An 18,965-nucleotide genomic window follows, 5' to 3' on the forward strand; every position below is an offset into this window, starting at 1 on the left:
TCTTCGCGGTCGGGGGTGGATTGACACCCCAGGCTACCGCCCGTAGGCGCACCACTTCATTGGCATCGTCGTCGCACGTTCCTCCCGGACCCGCGTACGAACATCCGCGGGCCGCTGCCGGGCGGACGCCCCTCGGTGGCGACCGGGGGGAACATCTTCATAAAGTGGGGCAATGCGCACCGAGGAGATCCTTGCCGCGATCGGAACGGGTCTGTGGAGCTGGGACAGCTCCTCGGGCACGGTCTCGCTCGACGCCGAGGCGGCCCGGCTGCTCGGAATGCCCGCCGAGCCGGCGGTGCGCCCGGACGAGGAGGTACGCCCCCGCTTCCACGCCGCCGACTGGAGCGAGATCGAAGGCGTGGTGAGCTTCGCGATCGCCGAGGACACCGTCGCCGAGGCCCGGATGCGGATCGTGGACGAGAACGGGACGGTCCTGCGGACGGTGCGCACCCGGTCGAAGCCGATCACGGTCGACTCCCCCGGCCGCCACACGTACGTACTGATGGGCATCCTTCAGGAGGTCGCCGAGCCTCCCGGGACCAGCGCGGCCCACACCCCGCTCACCGGAGACTGGCGGCGCTCGCGCGAGGCGTTCCTGCTGGACGCAGGCCGCGCGCTTGCCGAGGCGGGATCGACCGAGGAGGTGCTGCGGGTCGCCGGTTCGCTCTCCATGCCCGGCTTCTCGCCGGACGGCCTCGCCGTGTTCGGGGTGTCCGGCGACCGGCTGACGGTCATCGGGCACCACGGCCACAACGTCGGCGACGAGGAGCCGTTCACCGACATGCCCCTGCGGACCGACTACCCGGCCGCGGAGGTCGTGCGGACCGGGCAGGCGATCTACCTGGCGTCCCCCGAGGAGTACCGGCAGCGCTTCCCCGCAACCTGGCCCCTCGCGCGTGAGTTCGGCCGCCGCTCCTGGGCCTTCCTGCCACTGATCGCGGCGGGGCGCACCACCGGGGCCTGGATGGCCGGGTTCAGGCACAGTGTCGCCTTCTCGCCGGACGAGCGCTCCGTGCTGACGACGGTGGCCAAAATGCTCGCACAGGCCCTGACCCGCGCCGGTGCCGCCGAGACCGAGCGCGAGCTGTCGCTGGGCCTCCAGAAAGCGATGATGCCGTCCCTGGGGCCGGGCGTGGCCGGCCTGACCGTGGCGGCGCGCTACGTCCCCACGGGCGGGGGGCTCCAGGTCGGCGGCGACTGGTACGACGTGATCCCGCTCCCCAACGGCCGTATCGCGCTCGTCATCGGTGACGTCCAGGGGCACGACGTGCGGGCGGCGGGGTTGATGGGCCAGCTGCGGATCGCCCTGCGCGCCTACGCCGCCGAGGGGCACCGCCCCGACGCCGTGCTCTCCCGGGCCTCGCGCTTCCTGTCCGGACTGACCGACGCGTACGACCCCGACGAAGGCGAGGCCGAGCCCGACGCCATACGCTTCGCCACCTGCCTGTACGCGGAGGCCGACCCGGAGACCGGCACCCTGGACATCGCACGGGCCGGCCACCCGGACCCGGTGGTGGTCGGCGTCGACGGCACCGCGGTGATCCGGCAGACCGCGGGCGGGCTCCCCCTGGGCGTCGAGAAGGACGCCGACTACCCGACGACCCGGGTGGTCCTGGGGCCGGGCGAGACGATCATGCTGTGCACGGACGGGCTGATCGAGACCGGCGGGCACGACATGGCCACCGGATGGGGCAGGCTGCGCCCGGTCCTGGAGAAGCAGACCGAGGACCTGGAGGAGCTGGCGGACGCGCTGGTCCAGGCCGTGCACGGACCCGGCTCGCACTACACGACCGGTCCGCTCGTGGACCGGCGCGAGGACGACATCGCGGTCCTCGTGCTGCGCAGGGAGGCCGTCCGGACGCGCAGGGCGCCCAGCCGGCGCTCGGCGATGACGATCGCCCAGGCGGAGCCCGAGCGGGTCGCCGCGGCGCGGCAGCAGTTGCGCGAGCTCCTGCACGACTGGCCGGACACGGAGCAGGTCGACTCGGCCGAGCTCATGGTCTCGGAGATGTCCACCAACGTGCTGATGCACACGGACGGCGACGCACTGCTCGTGGCGGAGGTGACGGGCGAGCCGGGCGGGCGGCGGCTGCGCGTGGAGGTCGCCGACGCCAGCGACGAGCTGCCGCACACCAGGCGGCCGGGCGAGATGGCGTCCAGCGGCCGGGGGCTGATGCTGATGGAGATGCTCGCCGACGCCTGGGGCGTGGACCCGCGGGGCGAGGGCAAGTCGATCTGGTTCGAGCTGTACGAGTCGGCGGAGCCCGCGGAACTCGGCGGCGCCGGTTCATGAACCCTCGGCGGCCCCACGCGCCGGGTTGCCGTCGCCGACCGCGTAGTCCTTGCGCAGCTCGCCGATCACCCCGAAGAGCGCGGCGCACACCGGCACCGCCAACAGCATGCCGAGCAGTCCCGCGACGCTCGCGCCCGCGGTCAGCGCGATCATGATCATGGCGGGGTGCATCTGGACCGTCCGGCTCTGGATGACGGGCTGGAGCACATGGCCCTCCAGCACCTGCACGGCGAGCACCACCCCCAGTGTCCAGAGCGCGATGACGAACCCGCGGTCGGCGAGCGCGACGAGCACCGCGACGGCGCCCGAGATGAACGCCCCCAGGTAGGGGATGTAGGCGCCGACGAACACCAGCGCGCCGAGCCCGGCCGCACCCGGCACCCGCAGGATCAGCAAGCCCACCGTGATGCACAGCGCGTCGATCAGGGCGATGAAGGTCGTCCCGCGCATGAACCCCTCGACGGCCTCGAAGGCCCTGCGCCCCATGGCCTCGACGAGGTGGCCGGTGCCGCGCGGGGCGAGACTGTGGGCGAGGCTCGCGGCACGGTCGGAGTCGCGGAGGAAGAAGAAGGTCAGCAGCAGCGCCAGGACGCTGGTGGCGAGCAGCGAGCCGATCAGGCTGATCCCGCTGAGCAGTCCGCCCGCCGCGCTCGCGCCGAACTTCTCGACGAGGTTCCTGGCGTTGTCGGCGAGGTCGTCGACGTTGGTGACGCCCTTGATGTCGAAGTGGTCGACGACCCACTGCGCGGCGTCCTTGAGCGAGTCCACGATCTGGGCGCCGCTGTCGACGAGTGCGGTGACGACGATGTAGCCGGCGCCGCCGACCACCGCGACGAGCGCGGCGCAGGTGAGTCCGGCGGCCACGGACCTGTTCACCCTGTGGGCGCTCAGCCAGCGGTGGACCGGCCCGAGCAGCGCCGTGCCGAGCAGCGCCAGCAGCACCGGGGTGACGGCGGTCTTGAGGGCGACGCACAACCAGATGGCCACGGCCGCGACACCGGCGGCCAGGAGCAGGACGCCGCACCAGGCGGCCGTCCGCCGCGCGGCGTCGGGCAGGAGGGGCTTCCGGGTAGACACCCTCCCACCCGATCACGGGGCGGGAGCGGTGTCCCTCCCGCACGGGCGTACGGGTGACGGACCGTCACCCGTACCTCGTGCGGGGTCGTTCACATGCCGTGGACGGAGGGCACGGTGCCGAGGCGGCCGGCCTGGAAGTCCTCGAAGGCCTGCTTGAGTTCGTCCTGGGTGTTCATCACGAACGGCCCGTAGTGCGCCATCGGCTCACGGATGGGGCGCCCGCCGAGCAGCACGACCTCGAGTTCGGGCGTGTTGCCGTCCTGCGCCTCGTCGGCCCGGACGGTCAGGGAGGACCCCCTGCCGAACACCGCGGTCTGCCCGGTGTGGACGGGGCGCCGCTCGGCGCCGACGCTGCCGCGTCCGGCGAGGACGTAGGCGAGGCCGTTGAAGTCCTCGCGCCAGGGCAGGGTCACCTCGGCACCCGGCCGGACCGTCGCGTGGACCATGGTGATCGGGGTGTGCGTGATGCCCGGCCCCTCGTGGCCGTCGAGCTCACCGGCGATGACCCGCAGCAGCGCGCCGCCGTCGGGGGAGGCGAGGAGCTGGACCTGCCCACCGCGGATGTCCTGGTAGCGCGGGGCCATCATCTTGTCGGCCTTGGGCAGGTTCACCCAGAGCTGGAGGCCGTGGAAGAGGCCGCCGGACATGACGAGCGCCTCCGGGGGCGTCTCGATGTGGAGGAGGCCGGAACCGGCCGTCATCCACTGGGTGTCGCCGTTCTCGATGGAACCGCCGCCGCCGTGGCTGTCCTGGTGGATGAAGCTCCCGTCGATGATGTACGTGACGGTCTCGAAGCCGCGGTGCGGGTGCCAGGGAGTCCCCTTCGGCTCGCCGGCCGCGTACTCCACCTCACCCATCTGGTCCATCATGATGAACGGGTCGAGGTGCCGGTAGTTGATCCCGGCGAAGGCGCGCCGCACCGGGAACCCCTCTCCCTCGAAACCGCTCGGGGCGGTCGTGACGGTGAGCACGGGGCGGGCCACGGCATCGGCCTGGACCGCGACCTTGGGCAGGCTCAGCGGGTTTTCGACGGTCACTGCGGGCATGGGAGCCACCTCCGGGAGTCTTCTGATCCCAATTTAGTTGAACGGTGAACATCCTGCAAGGCGGCATTCATTCCCGCCGCCCCGAAACGGGCCGCCCGCCACCCCCGGACAGCACCGAGGGCCCGCACCGGAACACGGTGCGGGCCCTCTCGTGCCACCTCGGGCGGCGGACGCTCCTCAGCCGTACATTCGGCGCATCGCGAAGTCCACCATCTGCTCGACCGCCTTGGCGTCGAAGACCATGCGGTGCTCGCCCTCCATGTCCAGGACGAAGCCGTAGCCCGTCGGCAGCAGGTCGATCACCTCGGCCCCGGTGATCACGAAGTACTTGGACTCCTTGCCCGCGTAGCTCCGGAGCTCCTTCAGCGTGGTGAACATGGGGATCACCGGCTGCTGGGTGTTGTGCAGGGCCAGGAAGCCGGGATTGTCGCCGCGCGGGCAGTAGACCTTCGCCGTCGCGAAGATCTGCTGGAAGTCCTCCGCGGACAGGGAACCGGTCGTGAAGGCCCGTACCGCGTCGGCCAGGGAGGGCGGCGAGGGCTCGGGGTACAACGGCTGCTCGCCGTAGCCGCCGCCCATCCGCTGCTGTGCACCCTGGTTCGGGTCGTAGCCATACATGCGGCAAAGAGTAATCGGACACATAAGTGCCTTGAGGGGTTGCGTCTTATTACTGGCGGGTAGCATCATCGTAGGGGTCAGGTGATATACCCACACGCCAGGCCGTCCGTCGCCCGATCCTCACTCCTCCCCGGGGCGCTGTGCGCCACTGCTATTGATTACGGAGCCTTCCCATGGGGCACTACAAGTCGAATCTCCGCGACATCGAGTTCAACCTCTTCGAGGTCCTCGGGCGCGACAAGCTCTACGGCACCGGCCCGTTCGCGGAGATGGACGTCGACACCGCGAAGAGCATCCTGGACGAGGTCACCCGCCTCGCGGAGAACGAGCTGGCCGACTCGTACGCCGACGCCGACCGCAACCCGCCGGTCTTCGACCCCGCGACGAACACCGCGCCCGTCCCGGACTCCTTCAAGAAGTCCTACCAGGCGTTCATGGACTCCGAGTACTGGCGCCTGGGCCTGCCCGAGGAGATCGGCGGCACGACCTCCCCGCGCTCCCTGATCTGGGGTTACGCGGAGCTCCTGCTCGGCGCCAACCCGGCGGTCTGGATGTACTCCTCCGGCCCCGCGTTCGCCGGGATCCTCTTCGACGAGGGCAACGAGGCGCAGAAGAAGGTCGCCGAGATCGCCGTCGAGAAGCAGTGGGGCTCGACCATGGTCCTGACCGAGCCGGACGCCGGTTCGGACGTCGGCGCGGGCCGCACCAAGGCCGTCGAGCAGGAGGACGGCTCCTGGCACATCGAGGGTGTGAAGCGCTTCATCACCTCGGGCGAGCACGACATGTCCGAGAACATCCTCCACTACGTCCTGGCCCGCCCCGAGGGCGCCGGCCCCGGCACCAAGGGCCTCTCGCTCTTCCTGGTCCCGAAGTTCCACTTCGACTGGACCACCGGCGAGCTCGGTGAGCGCAACGGCGTGTACGCGACGAACGTCGAGCACAAGATGGGCCTCAAGGCGTCCAACACCTGCGAGATGACCTTCGGCGACCAGCACCCCGCCAAGGGCTGGCTGATCGGCGACAAGCACGACGGCATCCGCCAGATGTTCCGCATCATCGAGTTCGCCCGCATGATGGTCGGCACGAAGGCCATCGCCGCGCTGTCGACGGGCTACCTCAACGCGCTGGAGTACGCCAAGGAGCGCGTCCAGGGCACCGACCTGTCGCAGTTCATGGACAAGGCGGCCCCCAAGGTCACCATCACGCACCACCCCGACGTGCGCCGCTCCCTCATGACGCAGAAGGCGTACGCGGAGGGCATGCGCTCCCTCGTGCTCTACACCGCGTCGGTCCAGGACGCGATCCAGGTGAAGGAGGCCGCGGGCGAGGACGCCAAGGCGCTCAACGGCCTCAACGACCTGCTGCTCCCGATCGTGAAGGGCTACGGCTCCGAGAAGTCCTACGAGCAGCTCGCGCAGTCGCTCCAGACCTTCGGCGGCTCCGGTTACCTCCAGGAGTACCCGGTCGAGCAGTACATCCGTGACGCCAAGATCGACACCCTGTACGAGGGCACGACGGCGATCCAGGGCCAGGACTACTTCTTCCGGAAGATCGTCCGGGACCAGGGCGCCTCGCTGAACGCCCTCTCCGAGGAGATCAAGAAGTTCCTCGCGGGTGCCCAGGGCGACGAGGAGCTGTCCGGCTCGCTGGACAACCTCGCCAAGGCCGCCGTGGACCTGGAGGCGATCGTCGGCACGATGATCACCGACCTCACCGCGACCGGCGAGGACGTCAAGAACATCTACAAGGTGGGCCTCAACACCACCCGCCTCCTGATGGCCTCGGGCGACGTCGTCGTCGGCTACCTGCTCCTCAAGGGCGCGGCCGTGGCGTCCGAGAAGCTGCGCAACGCCTCCGCCAAGGACGCCGCCTTCTACCAGGGCAAGATCGCGGCGGCGAAGTTCTTCGCGGCGAACATCCTGCCGGGCGTCTCCGCCGAGCGCGCGCTCGCCGAGGGCGTCGACAACTCACTGATGGAGCTGGACGAGGCCGCTTTCTAGCCTCATGCCCCATCGCACCGAACCAGGTACGGCCCGTCCCGCAGGGGGCGGGCCGTACCCGTTCTCCGCGCCCGGGCCCGCGGCCGGGGCGCTTTCCGGACGATGGCCGCAGGCGGCGGACGGACGCCGTGAACCCTCCCGGCCGGGCGTCGTTAAAGTGAAGAACATGAGCTCTCCCCTCCGCTTCGACCGCGGGCACACCGACGACCTGATGGCCTTCCTCATGGCCAGCCCCTCCCCGTACCACGCGGTGGCGACCGCTGCCGCGCGGCTGGAGAAGGCCGGTTTCCGGCAGGTCGAGGAGACGGACGCGTGGGACGGTTCCACGGGCGGCAAGTACGTCCTGCGGGGCGGCGCGATCGTCGCCTGGTACGTCCCGGAGGGCGCCGGTGCCCACACCCCGTTCCGGATCGCGGGGGCTCACACCGACTCCCCCAACCTGCGCGTGAAGCCACTGCCGGACACCGGGGCGTACGGCTGGCGCCAGGTCGCCGTCGAGATCTACGGCGGGACGCTCCTGAACACCTGGCTCGACCGGGACCTCGGTCTGGCCGGCCGGCTCTCGCTGCGCGACGGCACGCACCGGCTGGTCGACATCGACCGGCCGCTGCTGCGGGTGCCCCAGCTGGCCGTCCACCTGGACCGCTCCGCCAACCCCGACGGGCTCAAGCTGGACCGCCAGAAGCACATGCAGCCGATCTGGGGGCTCGGTGACGTCGAGGAGGGCGACCTCATCCGCTTCGTCGCCGAGGAGGCGGGCGTCGACCCCGAGGACGTGACCGGCTGGGACCTCATGCCGCACCCCGTCGAGCCGCCGGCCTACCTGGGCAGGGACCGCGAGCTGCTCGCGGGGCCGCGGATGGACAACCTGCTCTCGGTGCACGCCGCGACAGCCGCACTGGCCGCCGTCGCCGGGCAGCCCGACGCGGAGATCCCGTACATCCCGGTCCTGGCCGCCTTCGACCACGAGGAGAACGGTTCCCAGTCCGACACCGGCGCCGACGGGCCACTGCTCGGCACGGTCCTGGAGCGTTCCGTGTTCGCCCGGGGCGGTTCGCTGGAGGACCGCGCCAGGGCCTTCGCCGGCACCGTCTGCCTCTCCTCGGACACCGGCCACGCCGTGCACCCCAACTACGCCGAGCGCCACGACCCGACGCACCACCCGGTGGTCAACGGCGGCCCGATCCTCAAGGTCAACGTCAACATGCGGTACGCGACCGACGGCAGCGGCCGTGCCGTGTTCGCGGCGGCCTGCGAGAAGGCGGGCGTGCCGTGGCAGGCGTTCGTCTCCAACAACGCGATGCCCTGCGGCACCACGATCGGCCCGATCACCGCGGCCCGGCACGGCATCCAGACCGTCGACATCGGGGTGGCCATCCTGTCGATGCACAGCGCGCGCGAGCTCTGCGGCGCCGACGACCCCCACCTCCTGGCCACCGCGATCGCGGGATTCCTCGCGGGCTGACTCCCGCTCAACCAACCTCGCGGACATGGTTGTTGTCTGGCCGGGTACGCGACCCGTACACCGGCCCGGATTCACCGGGCCGTCGAGGAGGCGGAATTCATGGGACTCGGAGGATGCATACTCCTGATCGGTGCCGGGGCCATTCTGGCGTTCGCCACGGACTGGGAGATGGACACCGTGAACGTCGACCTGGTCGGCTGGATCATGATGCTCGTCGGCCTCGTCGGGGTCTTCGTCTACGTGAGCATCGCGCGTCGCCGCCGCATGGTGGTGCCGCCCACGGCCACGGTCGTGTCGGAGGACGAGCGCCGCTACCAGTAACGGCGTTCGCAACGGTTCCCGTCTGCCCGGAACAACCCCGCCGGGCGGCCGGGAACACGTGTGTCCGGGGTCCCGGATCCCGGCACGGGCGCATCAGGCCGGCTCGTCCATACCCGCCAGCACCAGCGGGAGCCTGGAGGTCCCCTCGGCGGTGACGCTGACCGGGACACCCCAGTCCTGCTGGTGCACATGGCAGGCCGGGTACTCGTTCGCCGGATCGTCGTCGCAGGACGCCGCCATCGCGGACACGTGCAGGACGCCCTCGGTGAAGCCGGGCGCCAGGACCAGGTCACGGCTCAGATCCGTCCCCGGCCCCGAACCCTCGGCCAGCAGCTCCGGCGGGGTCGAGGAGACCAGCAGCCGGGTCGAGGGCCCGTAGCGGGTGTCCAGCTTCTGCCCGGCGGGGGCCTGGAAGACCACGTCCAGCCGCAGCGGGCCGCCGGCCACCTCGGTGGCAGCCCGCCGTGTCCGGTGGGCGCGGTCCGCGACCCGCACGGCCTCCTCGGGCAGCCGCAGCCGGGTCAGCCGGTGCCGTGCGGACTCGACGACGACCAGGTCACCGTCGACGAGCACGGCGTCACTGGGCTCGCGCAGATCCGTGGCGAGTGTGGTGACCTCGCCGCTCTCCGGATCGAACCGGCGCAGCGCGTGGTTGTAGGTGTCGCTGACGGCGACGGAGCCGTCCGGGAGAGCGGTGACGCCCAGGGGGTGCTGGAAGAGCGCCTGCCCGGCGGGTCCGTCACGGTGGCCGAAGTCGAAGAGGCCGGTGCCGACGGCCGTGTGCACGACGCCGTCCAGGTCCACGTAGCGCAGGGCGGAGGTCTCCGGGTCGGCGACCCAGAGCCGGTCCCCGGCCGCGGCCAGACCCGACGGCTGCGCGAACCACGCCTCGGCGCCCGGCCCGTCGACGAGGCCCTCGTTGGTCGTGCCCGCGGCGACGCTGACCGTGCCCTGCGCGGGGTCGTAGACCCACAGCTGGTGCACTCCGGCCATGGCGATCCACAGCCGGTCGCCGAACCAGGCGATGTCCCACGGCGAGGACAGGTCCACCTCGGTGGCCGGGCCGCTGGTGGCGGAGCCCTGCCACCACTGGCGGCCGGTCCCGGCGAGCGTGCTGGTCACACCCGTCGTGGGATCGAGAGCCCTGATCGCGTGGTTGACCGTGTCCGCCACGGCGATCCGGCCGTCGGGCAGCACGGCGAGGCCCTGCGGCTCGCTGAACCGCGCATCGGCGCGGCCTCCGTCCGCGAACCCGCGCTCGCCGCTGCCGAAGTGCCCGCGCACGGTCTCCCCGTCCGCTTCGAGCTCGACCAGGCGGTGGCGGGTGGTGTCGGAGACCAGGAAGCCGCCGCCGGGCAGCGCGAGCGCCTTGCCGGGGAAGCGCAGGTGCGTGGCGACCGGCTCGGGCGCCACGTACGGCCCGTCGCCGCGGCGCAGGGTGCCCTTCCCGGTGTGCTCGGCCTCCAGCTCCTCGACCAGCTTCCCGATGGCGTGCGCGTGCCCCTCGCCGGCGTGCTGGGCCACGACGTAGCCCTCGGGGTCCACCACCACGAGCGTCGGCCAGGCCCGCACGGCGTACTGCTTCCAGGTGGCGAGCTCGGGGTCGTCGAGGACCGGGTGGTGCACCCCGTACCGCTCGACGGCGTCGGCGACCGCCTGGTGCTCGGCCTCGTGGACGAACTTCGGCGAGTGGACTCCGATGATCACCACGGTGTCGCGGTGCTTCTCCTCCAGCTCGCGCAGCTCATCGAGCACGTGCAGACAGTTCACGCAGCAGAAGGTCCAGAAATCCAGGATGACGATGCGTCCCCGCAGGTCAGCAAGGGTGTACTGCCGGTCACCTGTGTTCAGCCAGCCGCCCTTGCCGATCAGTTCAGGGGCGCGGACACGTGCACGTGCTGTCATGACAACAGTCAACAGCACCGTGGCCTGCGCGCATTCCGGCGGAGCGTCGGGGAACCTGTGATCCATGAGACTTCTCGTACGTGAGCGACTGTTCGGCGTCGGCGACGACTACTGGATCGAGGACGCGGACGGGCGGAAGCTCTTCCTCGTCGACGGCAAGGCCATGCGGCTCCGGGACACCTTCGAGCTGAAGGACACGAACGGCCGGGTGCTGGTGGAGATCCGCCAGAAGCTGATCAGCCTGCGCGACACGATGCTCATCGAGCGGGACGGCGACGAGCTCGCCAAGGTCAAGCGGAAGCGGCTGTCGCTGCTGCGCAACCACTACCGGGTGACCCTGGTGGACGGCACGGAGCTGGACGTCAGCGGCAAGATCCTGGACCGCGAGTTCGCCATCGACTACGACGGGGAGCTGCTCGCCCAGATCTCCCGGCGCTGGCTCACCGTCCGTGACACCTATGGCGTCGACATCGTGCGGGAAGACGCGGACGTGCCGTTGCTGATCGCGGTCGCCGTGTGCGTGATCGTCCTCGCCGACAAGGACCACGAGGACTGAGCGGGTACGCCTGGGCAGGCTCTGTTTCACGTGAAACAGAGCCACCCGTGCACACGGCCTCCACGCGGCAGCGCGTGAGCGGCACGCGTGATGCGTGACATTCGGCGCGGAGGCGCGGGACGTACGGCGCTCAGCGCGGAGGCGCGAGACCCAGGCGCCGGTCCTTGAGGGCCGGGAACTGCTCGCGGGTGGCAGCGGTCCTCGTCGGGTCGAACTCGACGGTGAGCACCTCCTCGGCCGCCCCGGCCTCGGCGAGCACCTCGCCCCAGGGGTCGACGACGATGCTGTGCCCGGCCTGCTCGACCCCGGCGTGGGTACCGGAGGACCCGACCGCCAGGACGTACGCCTGGTTCTCGACCGCGCGGGCCTGAGCGAGCAGTGTCCAGTGCGAGCGGCGGCGCTCCGGCCAGCCGGCCGCCACGACCAGGGTCTCGGCGCCCGCGTCGACCAGCCCCCGGAACTGCTCGGGGAAGCGCAGGTCGTAGCAGGTGGCGAGGCCGAGAGTGGTCTCCGGCAGGGAGACCGTGACGAGCTCCTCGCCTGCTCCCATCATCACCGCCTCGCCCTTGTCGAAGCCGAAGCGGTGGATCTTGCGGTACGCGGCGACCCATTCCCCCTCGGGCGAGAACACGAGTGAGGTGTTGTACAGGGTGCCGTCCTCGGCGCGCTCCACGATGGAACCGGCGTGCAGCCAGACCCCGGCCTCTGCCGCCGCCTTACCCATGACGTCGTGCGTGGGACCCCGCAGTGGTTCGGCCTCGTCGGCGAACGCGGTGTAGGCGAAGGCGCCGACGGGCCAGAGCTCGGGGAGGACGACCAGGTCCGCGCCCCGCTGGGCCACGACCAGTGAAGCCGCGCGCTCTCTACGGGAATTGGACGATTCATCCGGGTTTACTGCGATCTGGATGAGGGAGGCGTGCACACTACCACCGTCCTGGCATGGGAGCCGTCAACGCGGGCCTACGATCGTCACACGAAAGCACTGCCGGGGTGCCTGCTCGCAGCGTAACTTAGCGAGCGAACCTCCCACGCAGCCCGCAGACAGCACCGTAGGTGCCGGCCATCCCGTCGACACTCCCTGCTCTCCAGCCCATGCACCGCAGAACCGCACGAGGGGTCCCGTGACCGTCCATCCCATCCTCCAGACCTATGCCGACGCCTGGACCCACTCCGTCGAGTCGATATCCGAGCTGGTCAAGCCGCTCGCCGAGGGGGAGTGGAACCGTCGTACGCCCTGCCCGGGCTGGTCGGTGCGCGACATCGTCTCGCACGTCATCGGGATGGAGTGCGAGCAGCTCGGCGACCCCCGGCCGATCCACACGCTGCCACGCGATCTCTACCACGTGAAGAACGACAACCAGCGCTACATGGAGATGCAGGTCGACGTACGGCGCCACCACACGGCGCCGGAGATGACCTCGGAGCTGGAGTACACGCTCATCCGGCGCATGCGCCAGCTCCGCAACGAGTCACGCGCGCCCGAGACGATGGTGCGGGCTCCCCTCGGCACCGAGCAGACCCTGGAACTGGCGCTGCGCATGCGGGCCTTCGACGTCTGGGTGCACGAGCAGGATCTGCGTACGACGCTGGGCCGACCCGGCAACCTGGACTCCCCCGGCGCCCTGCTCGTCAGGGACGTCCTGCTGGTCGGGCTGGCCAAGGTGGTCGCCAAGGACGCGGGCGCGCCACCCAACTCGGCGGTGGTCTTCGACGTGCACGGCCCGCTGGAGTTCCTGCGCACGGTCCGGGTCGACGGCGAGGGCCGGGGCTCGGTCGACGGCGCACCGTCCCTCGGCCCCGCGGCGGCGCTGGCCATGGACTGGGAGACGTACTACCGCCTGGCCTGCGGCCGGGTGCGGGCGCACACCGTCGAGGACCGGATCAAGATCGACGGGGATCAGGACCTTGCCGCCGAGATCCTGCGGAACTTCGCCGTCACCCCCTGAGGACTGTCCCGCGACCCGGGCACGCTCGTCCGCCGATGGACGGGACGGGCGCGCCGACGGGCGGTCACGCGCGGGCACCCGCACCGCCGGCGGGCACCCGCCGCACCGCTTCGGTTCACACGGGGACGTGCACGGCCTCCACCCGGCTGACGACGTGGTGGTCGCGCTCACGGTGCGTGGCGCCGGCGTACAGCCGGAGGATCTGCGCCACACCCAGCGCCTCCAGGACGAAGACCGAGGCGAAGGCGACGCGGTAGTCGTCCCCCGTCGCGTCGAGCAGGACACCGACCGCGAAGAGCGTCGTCATCGAGGCGACGAAGCCGCCCATGTTGACGATCCCGGACGCGGTGCCCTGGCGCTCCGGCGGGTTGGCGGGCCTGCCGAAGTCGAAGCCGATCATCGACGCCGGGCCGCAGAAGCCGAGCACCACGCACAGGGTGACCAGCAGCCACATCGGCGCGTGGTCACCGGGGTAGAAGATCGTGGACGCCCAGAGCGACGCCGTCATCGCGACCGTGCCGAGGGCCAGGGGGGCGCGCGCCGCGTGGTGCCGGGCGATGATCTGGCCGTAGACCATCCCCACCACCATGTTGGACAGCACCACCAGGGTGAGCAGTTCACCTGCCGTGCCCCTGCTCAGCCCCTGCGCCTCCACGAGGAACGGCATTCCCCACAGCAGCAGGAAGACCATGGCGGGGAACTGCGTGGTGAAGTGCACCCACATGCCGAGCCGGGTGCCGGGCTCCCGCCAAGCGGCGGCGATCTGCTTCCGCACGTACGCGGCGCCGGCGTGTTCGGCGGGCGGCGGTTCGTGGCCCTCGGGATGGTCCTTCAGGAAGACGAGCAGCAGCACCAGCACCAGCACGCCCGCGGCGGAGCTGCCGACGAAGGTGGCCGTCCAGCCGTAGCCGTGGAGCGCGCGGGCGATGAAGAGCGTCGACACGAGGTTGCCCGCCATGCCGAAGAGCGCGGCGACCTGGCCGATCAGCGGTCCGCGCCGGGCCGGGAACCACCGGGCCCCCAGCCTCAGCACGCTGATGAAGGTCATCGCGTCGCCGCAGCCGAGCAGCGCGCGGGAGGCGAGCGCCATGCCGTACGAGGGGGAGAGGGCGAAGCCCAGCTGTCCGAGGGTGAAGAGCACCACCCCGAGGGTGAGGACCCTCTTGGTGCCGTACCGGTCGACCATCAGGCCCACAGGTATCTGCATGCCCGCGTAGACCAGCAGTTGGAGGATGGAGAACGTCGAGAGGGCCGAGGCGTTGACGTCGAAGCGGTCTGCGGCGTCCAGCCCGGCGACGCCCAGGCTGGTGCGGAAGATGATGGCGACGAAGTAGACGGCGACGCCGATGCCCCAGATCCAGGCGGCGCGCCGGCCGCCCGGCGGATCTCCGGGCAGCGACAGGGTGGGGGCGGCCGAGCTCATCGGTCCTCACCCCGCACCAGCACCTTGACCCGGCCGACATGCCGGCGTACGACCTGCGCGGCGCCTTCGGCGTCTCCGGACCTGATGGCGTCCAGCAGCTGACCGTGCTCGGTGATGTTGGCGGCGATCCTGCCGGGGTGTGCCTCCATCACGGCGACACCCATCCGCAGCTGCCGGTCCCGGAGCTGGTCGTAGAGGCGCGAGAGGATCTCGTTGCCCGCGTTCTTCACGATCTCGGCGTGGAAGCAGCGGTCCTTGACCGACACGGCGGCCAGATCTCCCGCCTCCGCGAGTTCCCGTTGCTCCTCCAGGAGCTGTTCGAGCCGGGCGATCAGCTGCGGCGAGGCGGGCACGGCCTTGCGGGCCGCGAACTCCTCCACGAGGAGCCGGGTCTCGACCACGTCCGCGATCTCCTGCGCGGAGACGGCGAGCACGAGAGCGCCCTTCTTCGGGTAGAGCTTGATCAGCCCTTCGACCTCCAGCCGCAGCAGCGCCTACCGGACCGGGGTCCGGGAGACTCCCACGACGTCGGCGAGGTCGCCCTCGGTGAGGAGGGTGCCGCCCTCGTAGCGGCGGTCGAGTACCGCCTCCTTGATGTGCGTGTAGACGCGTTCGGCGGCGGGCGGCGGCTTGGGATCCACCCTGCGGGCGGCGGGGAGGACAGGAGGGGCGGCAGGCATAGACACAGCATAGATACAAGATGGGTGCGTCCGCGGGCGAGTCCGCGATCCGGACCGGCGCCCACCGCGAACCGGCCACCGCACACCCCCGCGAACCGCCCCGCGGCCCGGTCGCCGCACACCCCACACCCCCGCCAAGGGTCCAACCCCGGCCGCGGTTCGTATAATTCGTGCAGCCGGAGGCGAAGTCACCCGTACGGGAGCACATCCATCCGGCCATCTCGCGAGTCTCACCACCAAGCGGCACCCTCATGTAGCCGCATTTCAGGTGTATTTGGAGCGTTTGACTTGAAAATCGGTCTTAAGGGCATAAACCGCGCAACCGTTGCCGCCACCGTGGCTCTCACCGCGGGGGCCGTCCTCGCGGGGAGCGCGTTCGCCTCAACAGCCCAGGCGGCGACGCCGCCGACGCCCACGATCACCGCCAAGGGCGGCTTCGTGATGAACAACAGCACCGCCAAGACGCTCTACGGCAAGACGGCGGACACCCGCCGCTCCACCGGTTCCACGACGAAGATCATGACCGCCCAGGTGGTGCTGGCCCAGAAGAACCTGAACCTGGATTCCAAGGTGACGGTCCAGAAGGCGTACAGCGACTACATCGTCTCGAACACCGCCTCGTCGGCCCGGCTGATCGTCGGCGACAAGGTCACGGTCCGCCAGCTGCTGTACGGCCTGATGCTGCCGTCGGGCTGCGACGCCGCGTACGCGCTCGCCGACAAGTTCGGCTCCGGCACCACGCGCGCCGCCCGGGTGAAGTCCTTCATCGGCAAGATGAACGCCTCGGCGAAGAGCCTGGGTCTGAAGAACACCCACTTCGACTCGTTCGACGGCATCGGCGGCGGCTCGAACTACTCCACGCCGCGCGACCTCACGAAGATCGCCAGCACCGCGATGAAGAACTCCACGTTCCGCGCGATCGTGAAGACGAAGTCGACGAAGCAGAAGGTCACGACCAAGTCCGGTGGCTACCGCTACATGTCGTGGTCCAACACCAACGCCATGCTGGGCAGCTACACCGGCATGATCGGTGTCAAGACCGGTTCGGGCCCGACCGCCAAGTACTGCCTGGTGTTCGCCGCGACCCGTAACGGCAAGACGGTCATCGGGACCGTCCTCACGTCGACGTCCGCGACCACCCGGACGGCCGACGCGAAGAAGCTCCTGGACTACGGCTTCAAGAAGTAGCCGGGGCCGCGTACGCGCGAAGGGGCCCGCCGCATGATGCGGCGGGCCCCTTCGCGTGGCCGGTCAGGCCCAGGTGATCAGACGCTTCGGCTGCTCCAGGACCGCCGCGACGTCCGCGAGGACCTTGGAACCGAGCTCGCCGTCGACCAGTCGGTGGTCGAACGACAACGCCAGCGTGGTCACCTGGCGGGGCTTCACCTTGCCCTTGTGGACCCACGGCTGGAGCTTGATCGCACCGACCGCGAGGATCGCGGACTCGCCCGGATTCAGGATCGGCGTACCCGTGTCGACACCGAAGACGCCGACGTTGGTGATCGTCACGGTCCCGCCCGCCATGGCCGCGGGGGGCGTCTTGCCCTCACGTGCCGTGGTGACCAGTTCGCCCAGTGCCCCGGCGAGCTCGGGCAGGGTCTTGTCGTGCGCGTCCTTGATGTTCGGCACGATCAGGCCGCGCGGGGTGGCGGCCGCGATGCCCAGGTTGACGTAGTGCTTCCGCACGATCTCCTGGTTGGCCTCGTCCCAGGCGGCGTTGACCTCCGGGTTGCGCCTGATCGCGACCAGGAGCGCCTTGGCGATGATCAGGAGTGGGTTGACCCGCACTCCCGCCATCTCCTTGTCCTCCTTGAGCTCCGCGACCAGCTTCATCGTGCGCGTCACGTCCAGGGTGACGAACTCGGTGACGTGCGGAGCGGTGAACGCGCTGCCGACCATGGCCTGCGCGATGGCCTTGCGCACGCCCTTGACCGGGACACGGGTCTCCCGGCCGGCCGCGTCCGCGGCCACGGCGACCGGGGCGGCAGGAGCCGGCGCCACGGCCGGGGAGGCGACCTCGGCGGGTGCCGGGGCGACCGCCGCGTGGACGTCCTCGCGGGTGATGATGCCGCCCTCGCCGGTCGGGACGACCGTCGCGAGGTCGATGCCCAGGTCCTTCGCGAGCTTGCGCACCGGCGGCTTGGCGAGCGGGCGGGTGACCGGGGCGACCGGGCCGTGGCCGTTGATCTCGGCCTGGATCGCGGCGGCTGCCGGACCCGGGACCTCGACGCCCTTGCGGGCGCGGCGCTTGGTGGAGGTCTCGGCCACGCCGTATCCGACGAGCACCGGCTGACGGCCCTTGGGCGCTTCCGGTTCGGCTTCCGCCACGGGCTGCTGGACGGTCTCCGCGGCAGCCGGGGCGGCGTCACCGCTGCCGGGCTCCACGTCCACCGCGATGATCACCTGGCCGACGTCGACGGTCGTGCCCTCGGGGAAGCGCAGCTCGTGCACCACCCCGTCGAACGGGATCGGAAGTTCGACCGCGGCCTTCGCGGTCTCGACCTCGCACACGACCTGACCGTCGGAGACGGTGTCGCCGGGCTGGACGAACCACTTGAGGATCTCCGCCTCGGTCAGTCCCTCACCCACGTCAGGCATCTTGAACTCGCGGAAACGAGCAGACGTTTCAGTCATCGTCGTCACGACCCCTCTCCTCAGAACGCCAGTGAGCGGTCGACGGCGTCGAGCACCCGGTCGAGACCCGGAAGGTACTCGTCCTCGAGCCTGGCCGGGGGGTAGGGGGCGTGATAGCCGCCGACCCTCAGAATCGGTGCCTCGAGGTGGTAGAAGCAGCGTTCGGAGATCCGGGCCGCGATCTCGGCTCCGGAGCCGTAGAACACCGGCGCCTCGTGGACCACGACGAGCCTGCCGGTCTTCTCGACCGAGGCCTGCACGGCGTCGAAGTCGATCGGGGACATCGACCGCAGGTCCAGGACCTCGACGGACTTGCCCTCCTCCTGCGCCGCGGCGGCCGCCTCCAGGCAGACCTTCACCATCGGGCCGTACGCGACCAGCGTGAGGTCGGCACCCTCACGCGCCACGACGGCCTTGTGGAGGGGGCGGGGGATGGACTCGGTGTCGAGCTCGCCCTTGTCCCAGTACCGCCGCTTCGGCTCGAAGAAGATGATCGGATCGTCGCTCTGGACGGCCTGCTGCATCATCCAGTAGGCGTCGCTCGCGTTGGACGGCGATACGACCTTCAGGCCCGCCACGTGCGCGAACAGCGCCTCGGGCGACTCGCTGTGGTGCTCGACGGCACCGATGCCGCCGCCGTACGGGATGCGGATGACGACCGGCATCTTGATCTTGCCGAGCGCACGGGCGTGCATCTTGGCGAGCTGCGTGACGATCTGGTCGTACGCGGGAAAGACGAAGCCGTCGAACTGGATCTCGACGACCGGGCGGTAGCCGCGCAGGGCCAGGCCGATCGCCGTACCGACGATGCCGGACTCGGCGAGCGGGGTGTCGATGACACGGTCCTCGCCGAAGTCCTTCTGGAGGCCGTCCGTGATGCGGAAGACCCCGCCGAGCTTGCCGACGTCCTCACCCATGATCAGGACCTTGGGGTCGGTCTCGAGAGCCTTGCGCAGCGACTCGTTGAGCGCCTTCGCGATGGACATCTTCTGGGCGGCCAT

Annotated in this window: 15 protein-coding genes and 1 pseudogene; 7 read left to right on the top strand and 9 right to left on the bottom strand. The window is 70.4% G+C overall.

All coding sequences use genetic code 11. From position 1 onward, the window contains the following. The first annotated feature begins 172 nt into the window (after positions 1-172). Positions 173-2,293: a SpoIIE family protein phosphatase gene (locus tag AB0I83_RS12555; protein WP_363304550.1), complete on the top strand. Its 2,121-nt coding sequence runs from the start codon at positions 173-175 to the stop codon at positions 2,291-2,293. Here the strand turns inward: AB0I83_RS12555 and AB0I83_RS12560 are convergent. From AB0I83_RS12560 to AB0I83_RS12570, 3 genes are all read right to left on the bottom strand, one after another. Further along, positions 2,288-3,370 (bottom strand): AI-2E family transporter, encoded by a 1,083-nt coding sequence (locus AB0I83_RS12560; protein WP_363304551.1) that lies wholly within the window; start codon positions 3,368-3,370, stop codon positions 2,288-2,290. The two genes, AB0I83_RS12555 and AB0I83_RS12560, sit on opposite strands and share 6 nt — an antisense overlap. 89 nt (positions 3,371-3,459) lie before the next feature. Continuing rightward, positions 3,460-4,416, bottom strand: a complete 957-nt coding sequence (locus AB0I83_RS12565; RefSeq protein WP_363304552.1) for a pirin family protein — start codon at positions 4,414-4,416, stop codon at positions 3,460-3,462. A 177-nt stretch (positions 4,417-4,593) separates the two neighbouring features. Further along, positions 4,594-5,034, bottom strand: a complete 441-nt coding sequence (locus tag AB0I83_RS12570) for an SseB family protein (RefSeq protein WP_356534625.1) — start codon at positions 5,032-5,034, stop codon at positions 4,594-4,596. A 173-nt stretch (positions 5,035-5,207) separates the two neighbouring features. Here AB0I83_RS12570 and AB0I83_RS12575 point away from each other — a divergent pair, with 173 nt between their 5' ends. From AB0I83_RS12575 to AB0I83_RS12585, 3 genes are all read left to right on the top strand, one after another. After that, positions 5,208-7,034: an acyl-CoA dehydrogenase gene (locus AB0I83_RS12575; RefSeq protein ID WP_356534624.1), complete on the top strand. Its 1,827-nt coding sequence runs from the start codon at positions 5,208-5,210 to the stop codon at positions 7,032-7,034. 166 nt (positions 7,035-7,200) lie between these two features. Further along, a complete protein-coding gene (locus AB0I83_RS12580; RefSeq protein WP_363304553.1) occupies positions 7,201-8,499 on the top strand; it encodes a M18 family aminopeptidase in 1,299 nt (432 codons plus the stop codon). Between the two features lie 99 nt (positions 8,500-8,598). Then, positions 8,599-8,820, top strand: coding sequence for a DUF6458 family protein (locus AB0I83_RS12585; protein ID WP_356534620.1), 222 nt, complete (start codon positions 8,599-8,601; stop codon positions 8,818-8,820). Between the two features lie 93 nt (positions 8,821-8,913). On the opposite strand, the gene AB0I83_RS12590 is transcribed toward AB0I83_RS12585, so the two are convergent. Then, positions 8,914-10,725 (bottom strand): NHL domain-containing thioredoxin family protein, encoded by a 1,812-nt coding sequence (locus tag AB0I83_RS12590; protein ID WP_363304554.1) that lies wholly within the window; start codon positions 10,723-10,725, stop codon positions 8,914-8,916. A gap of 64 nt (positions 10,726-10,789) precedes the next feature. On the opposite strand from AB0I83_RS12590, the gene AB0I83_RS12595 reads away from it, so the two are divergent. Continuing rightward, positions 10,790-11,281, top strand: coding sequence for an LURP-one-related family protein (locus AB0I83_RS12595; RefSeq protein ID WP_356534617.1), 492 nt, complete (start codon positions 10,790-10,792; stop codon positions 11,279-11,281). A gap of 130 nt (positions 11,282-11,411) precedes the next feature. Here the strand turns inward: AB0I83_RS12595 and AB0I83_RS12600 are convergent, their stop codons facing one another. Continuing rightward, positions 11,412-12,203, bottom strand: coding sequence for a carbon-nitrogen family hydrolase (locus AB0I83_RS12600; protein WP_363304555.1), 792 nt, complete (start codon positions 12,201-12,203; stop codon positions 11,412-11,414). Between the two features lie 199 nt (positions 12,204-12,402). Between AB0I83_RS12600 and AB0I83_RS12605 the strand changes: the two genes are divergently transcribed. Then, entirely contained in the window at positions 12,403-13,227 is an 825-nt protein-coding gene (locus tag AB0I83_RS12605; protein WP_356534614.1) for a maleylpyruvate isomerase family mycothiol-dependent enzyme, read from the top strand. 115 nt (positions 13,228-13,342) lie between these two features. On the opposite strand, the gene AB0I83_RS12610 is transcribed toward AB0I83_RS12605, so the two are convergent. Together AB0I83_RS12610 and AB0I83_RS12615 are read right to left on the bottom strand one after the other, a co-directional pair. Then, complete coding sequence (locus tag AB0I83_RS12610) at positions 13,343-14,650, bottom strand: MFS transporter (RefSeq protein WP_356534612.1); 1,308 nt, start codon at positions 14,648-14,650, stop codon at positions 13,343-13,345. Continuing rightward, positions 14,647-15,330 (bottom strand): annotated as a pseudogene (locus AB0I83_RS12615) (GntR family transcriptional regulator). The gene AB0I83_RS12610 and the pseudogene AB0I83_RS12615 overlap by 4 nt, the downstream one beginning before the upstream one ends. Before the next feature lie 288 nt (positions 15,331-15,618). Between AB0I83_RS12615 and AB0I83_RS12620 the strand changes: the two are divergent. Next, positions 15,619-16,518 carry a D-alanyl-D-alanine carboxypeptidase gene (locus tag AB0I83_RS12620; RefSeq protein WP_356534609.1) on the top strand — a complete coding sequence of 300 codons (900 nt, stop codon included), beginning with the start codon at positions 15,619-15,621 and terminating at the stop codon, positions 16,516-16,518. 63 nt (positions 16,519-16,581) lie between these two features. Here the strand turns inward: AB0I83_RS12620 and AB0I83_RS12625 are convergent, their stop codons facing one another. Together AB0I83_RS12625 and AB0I83_RS12630 are read right to left on the bottom strand one after the other, a co-directional pair. Continuing rightward, positions 16,582-17,973 carry a dihydrolipoamide acetyltransferase family protein gene (locus AB0I83_RS12625; RefSeq protein ID WP_363304556.1) on the bottom strand — a complete coding sequence of 464 codons (1,392 nt, stop codon included), beginning with the start codon at positions 17,971-17,973 and terminating at the stop codon, positions 16,582-16,584. An 11-nt stretch (positions 17,974-17,984) separates the two neighbouring features. Next, positions 17,985-18,965, bottom strand: coding sequence for an alpha-ketoacid dehydrogenase subunit beta (locus AB0I83_RS12630; RefSeq protein ID WP_363304557.1), 981 nt, complete (start codon positions 18,963-18,965; stop codon positions 17,985-17,987).

It is taken from the genome of Streptomyces sp. NPDC049970 (genome assembly GCF_040660235.1).
In the GTDB taxonomy this organism is placed as follows: domain Bacteria; phylum Actinomycetota; class Actinomycetes; order Streptomycetales; family Streptomycetaceae; genus Streptomyces.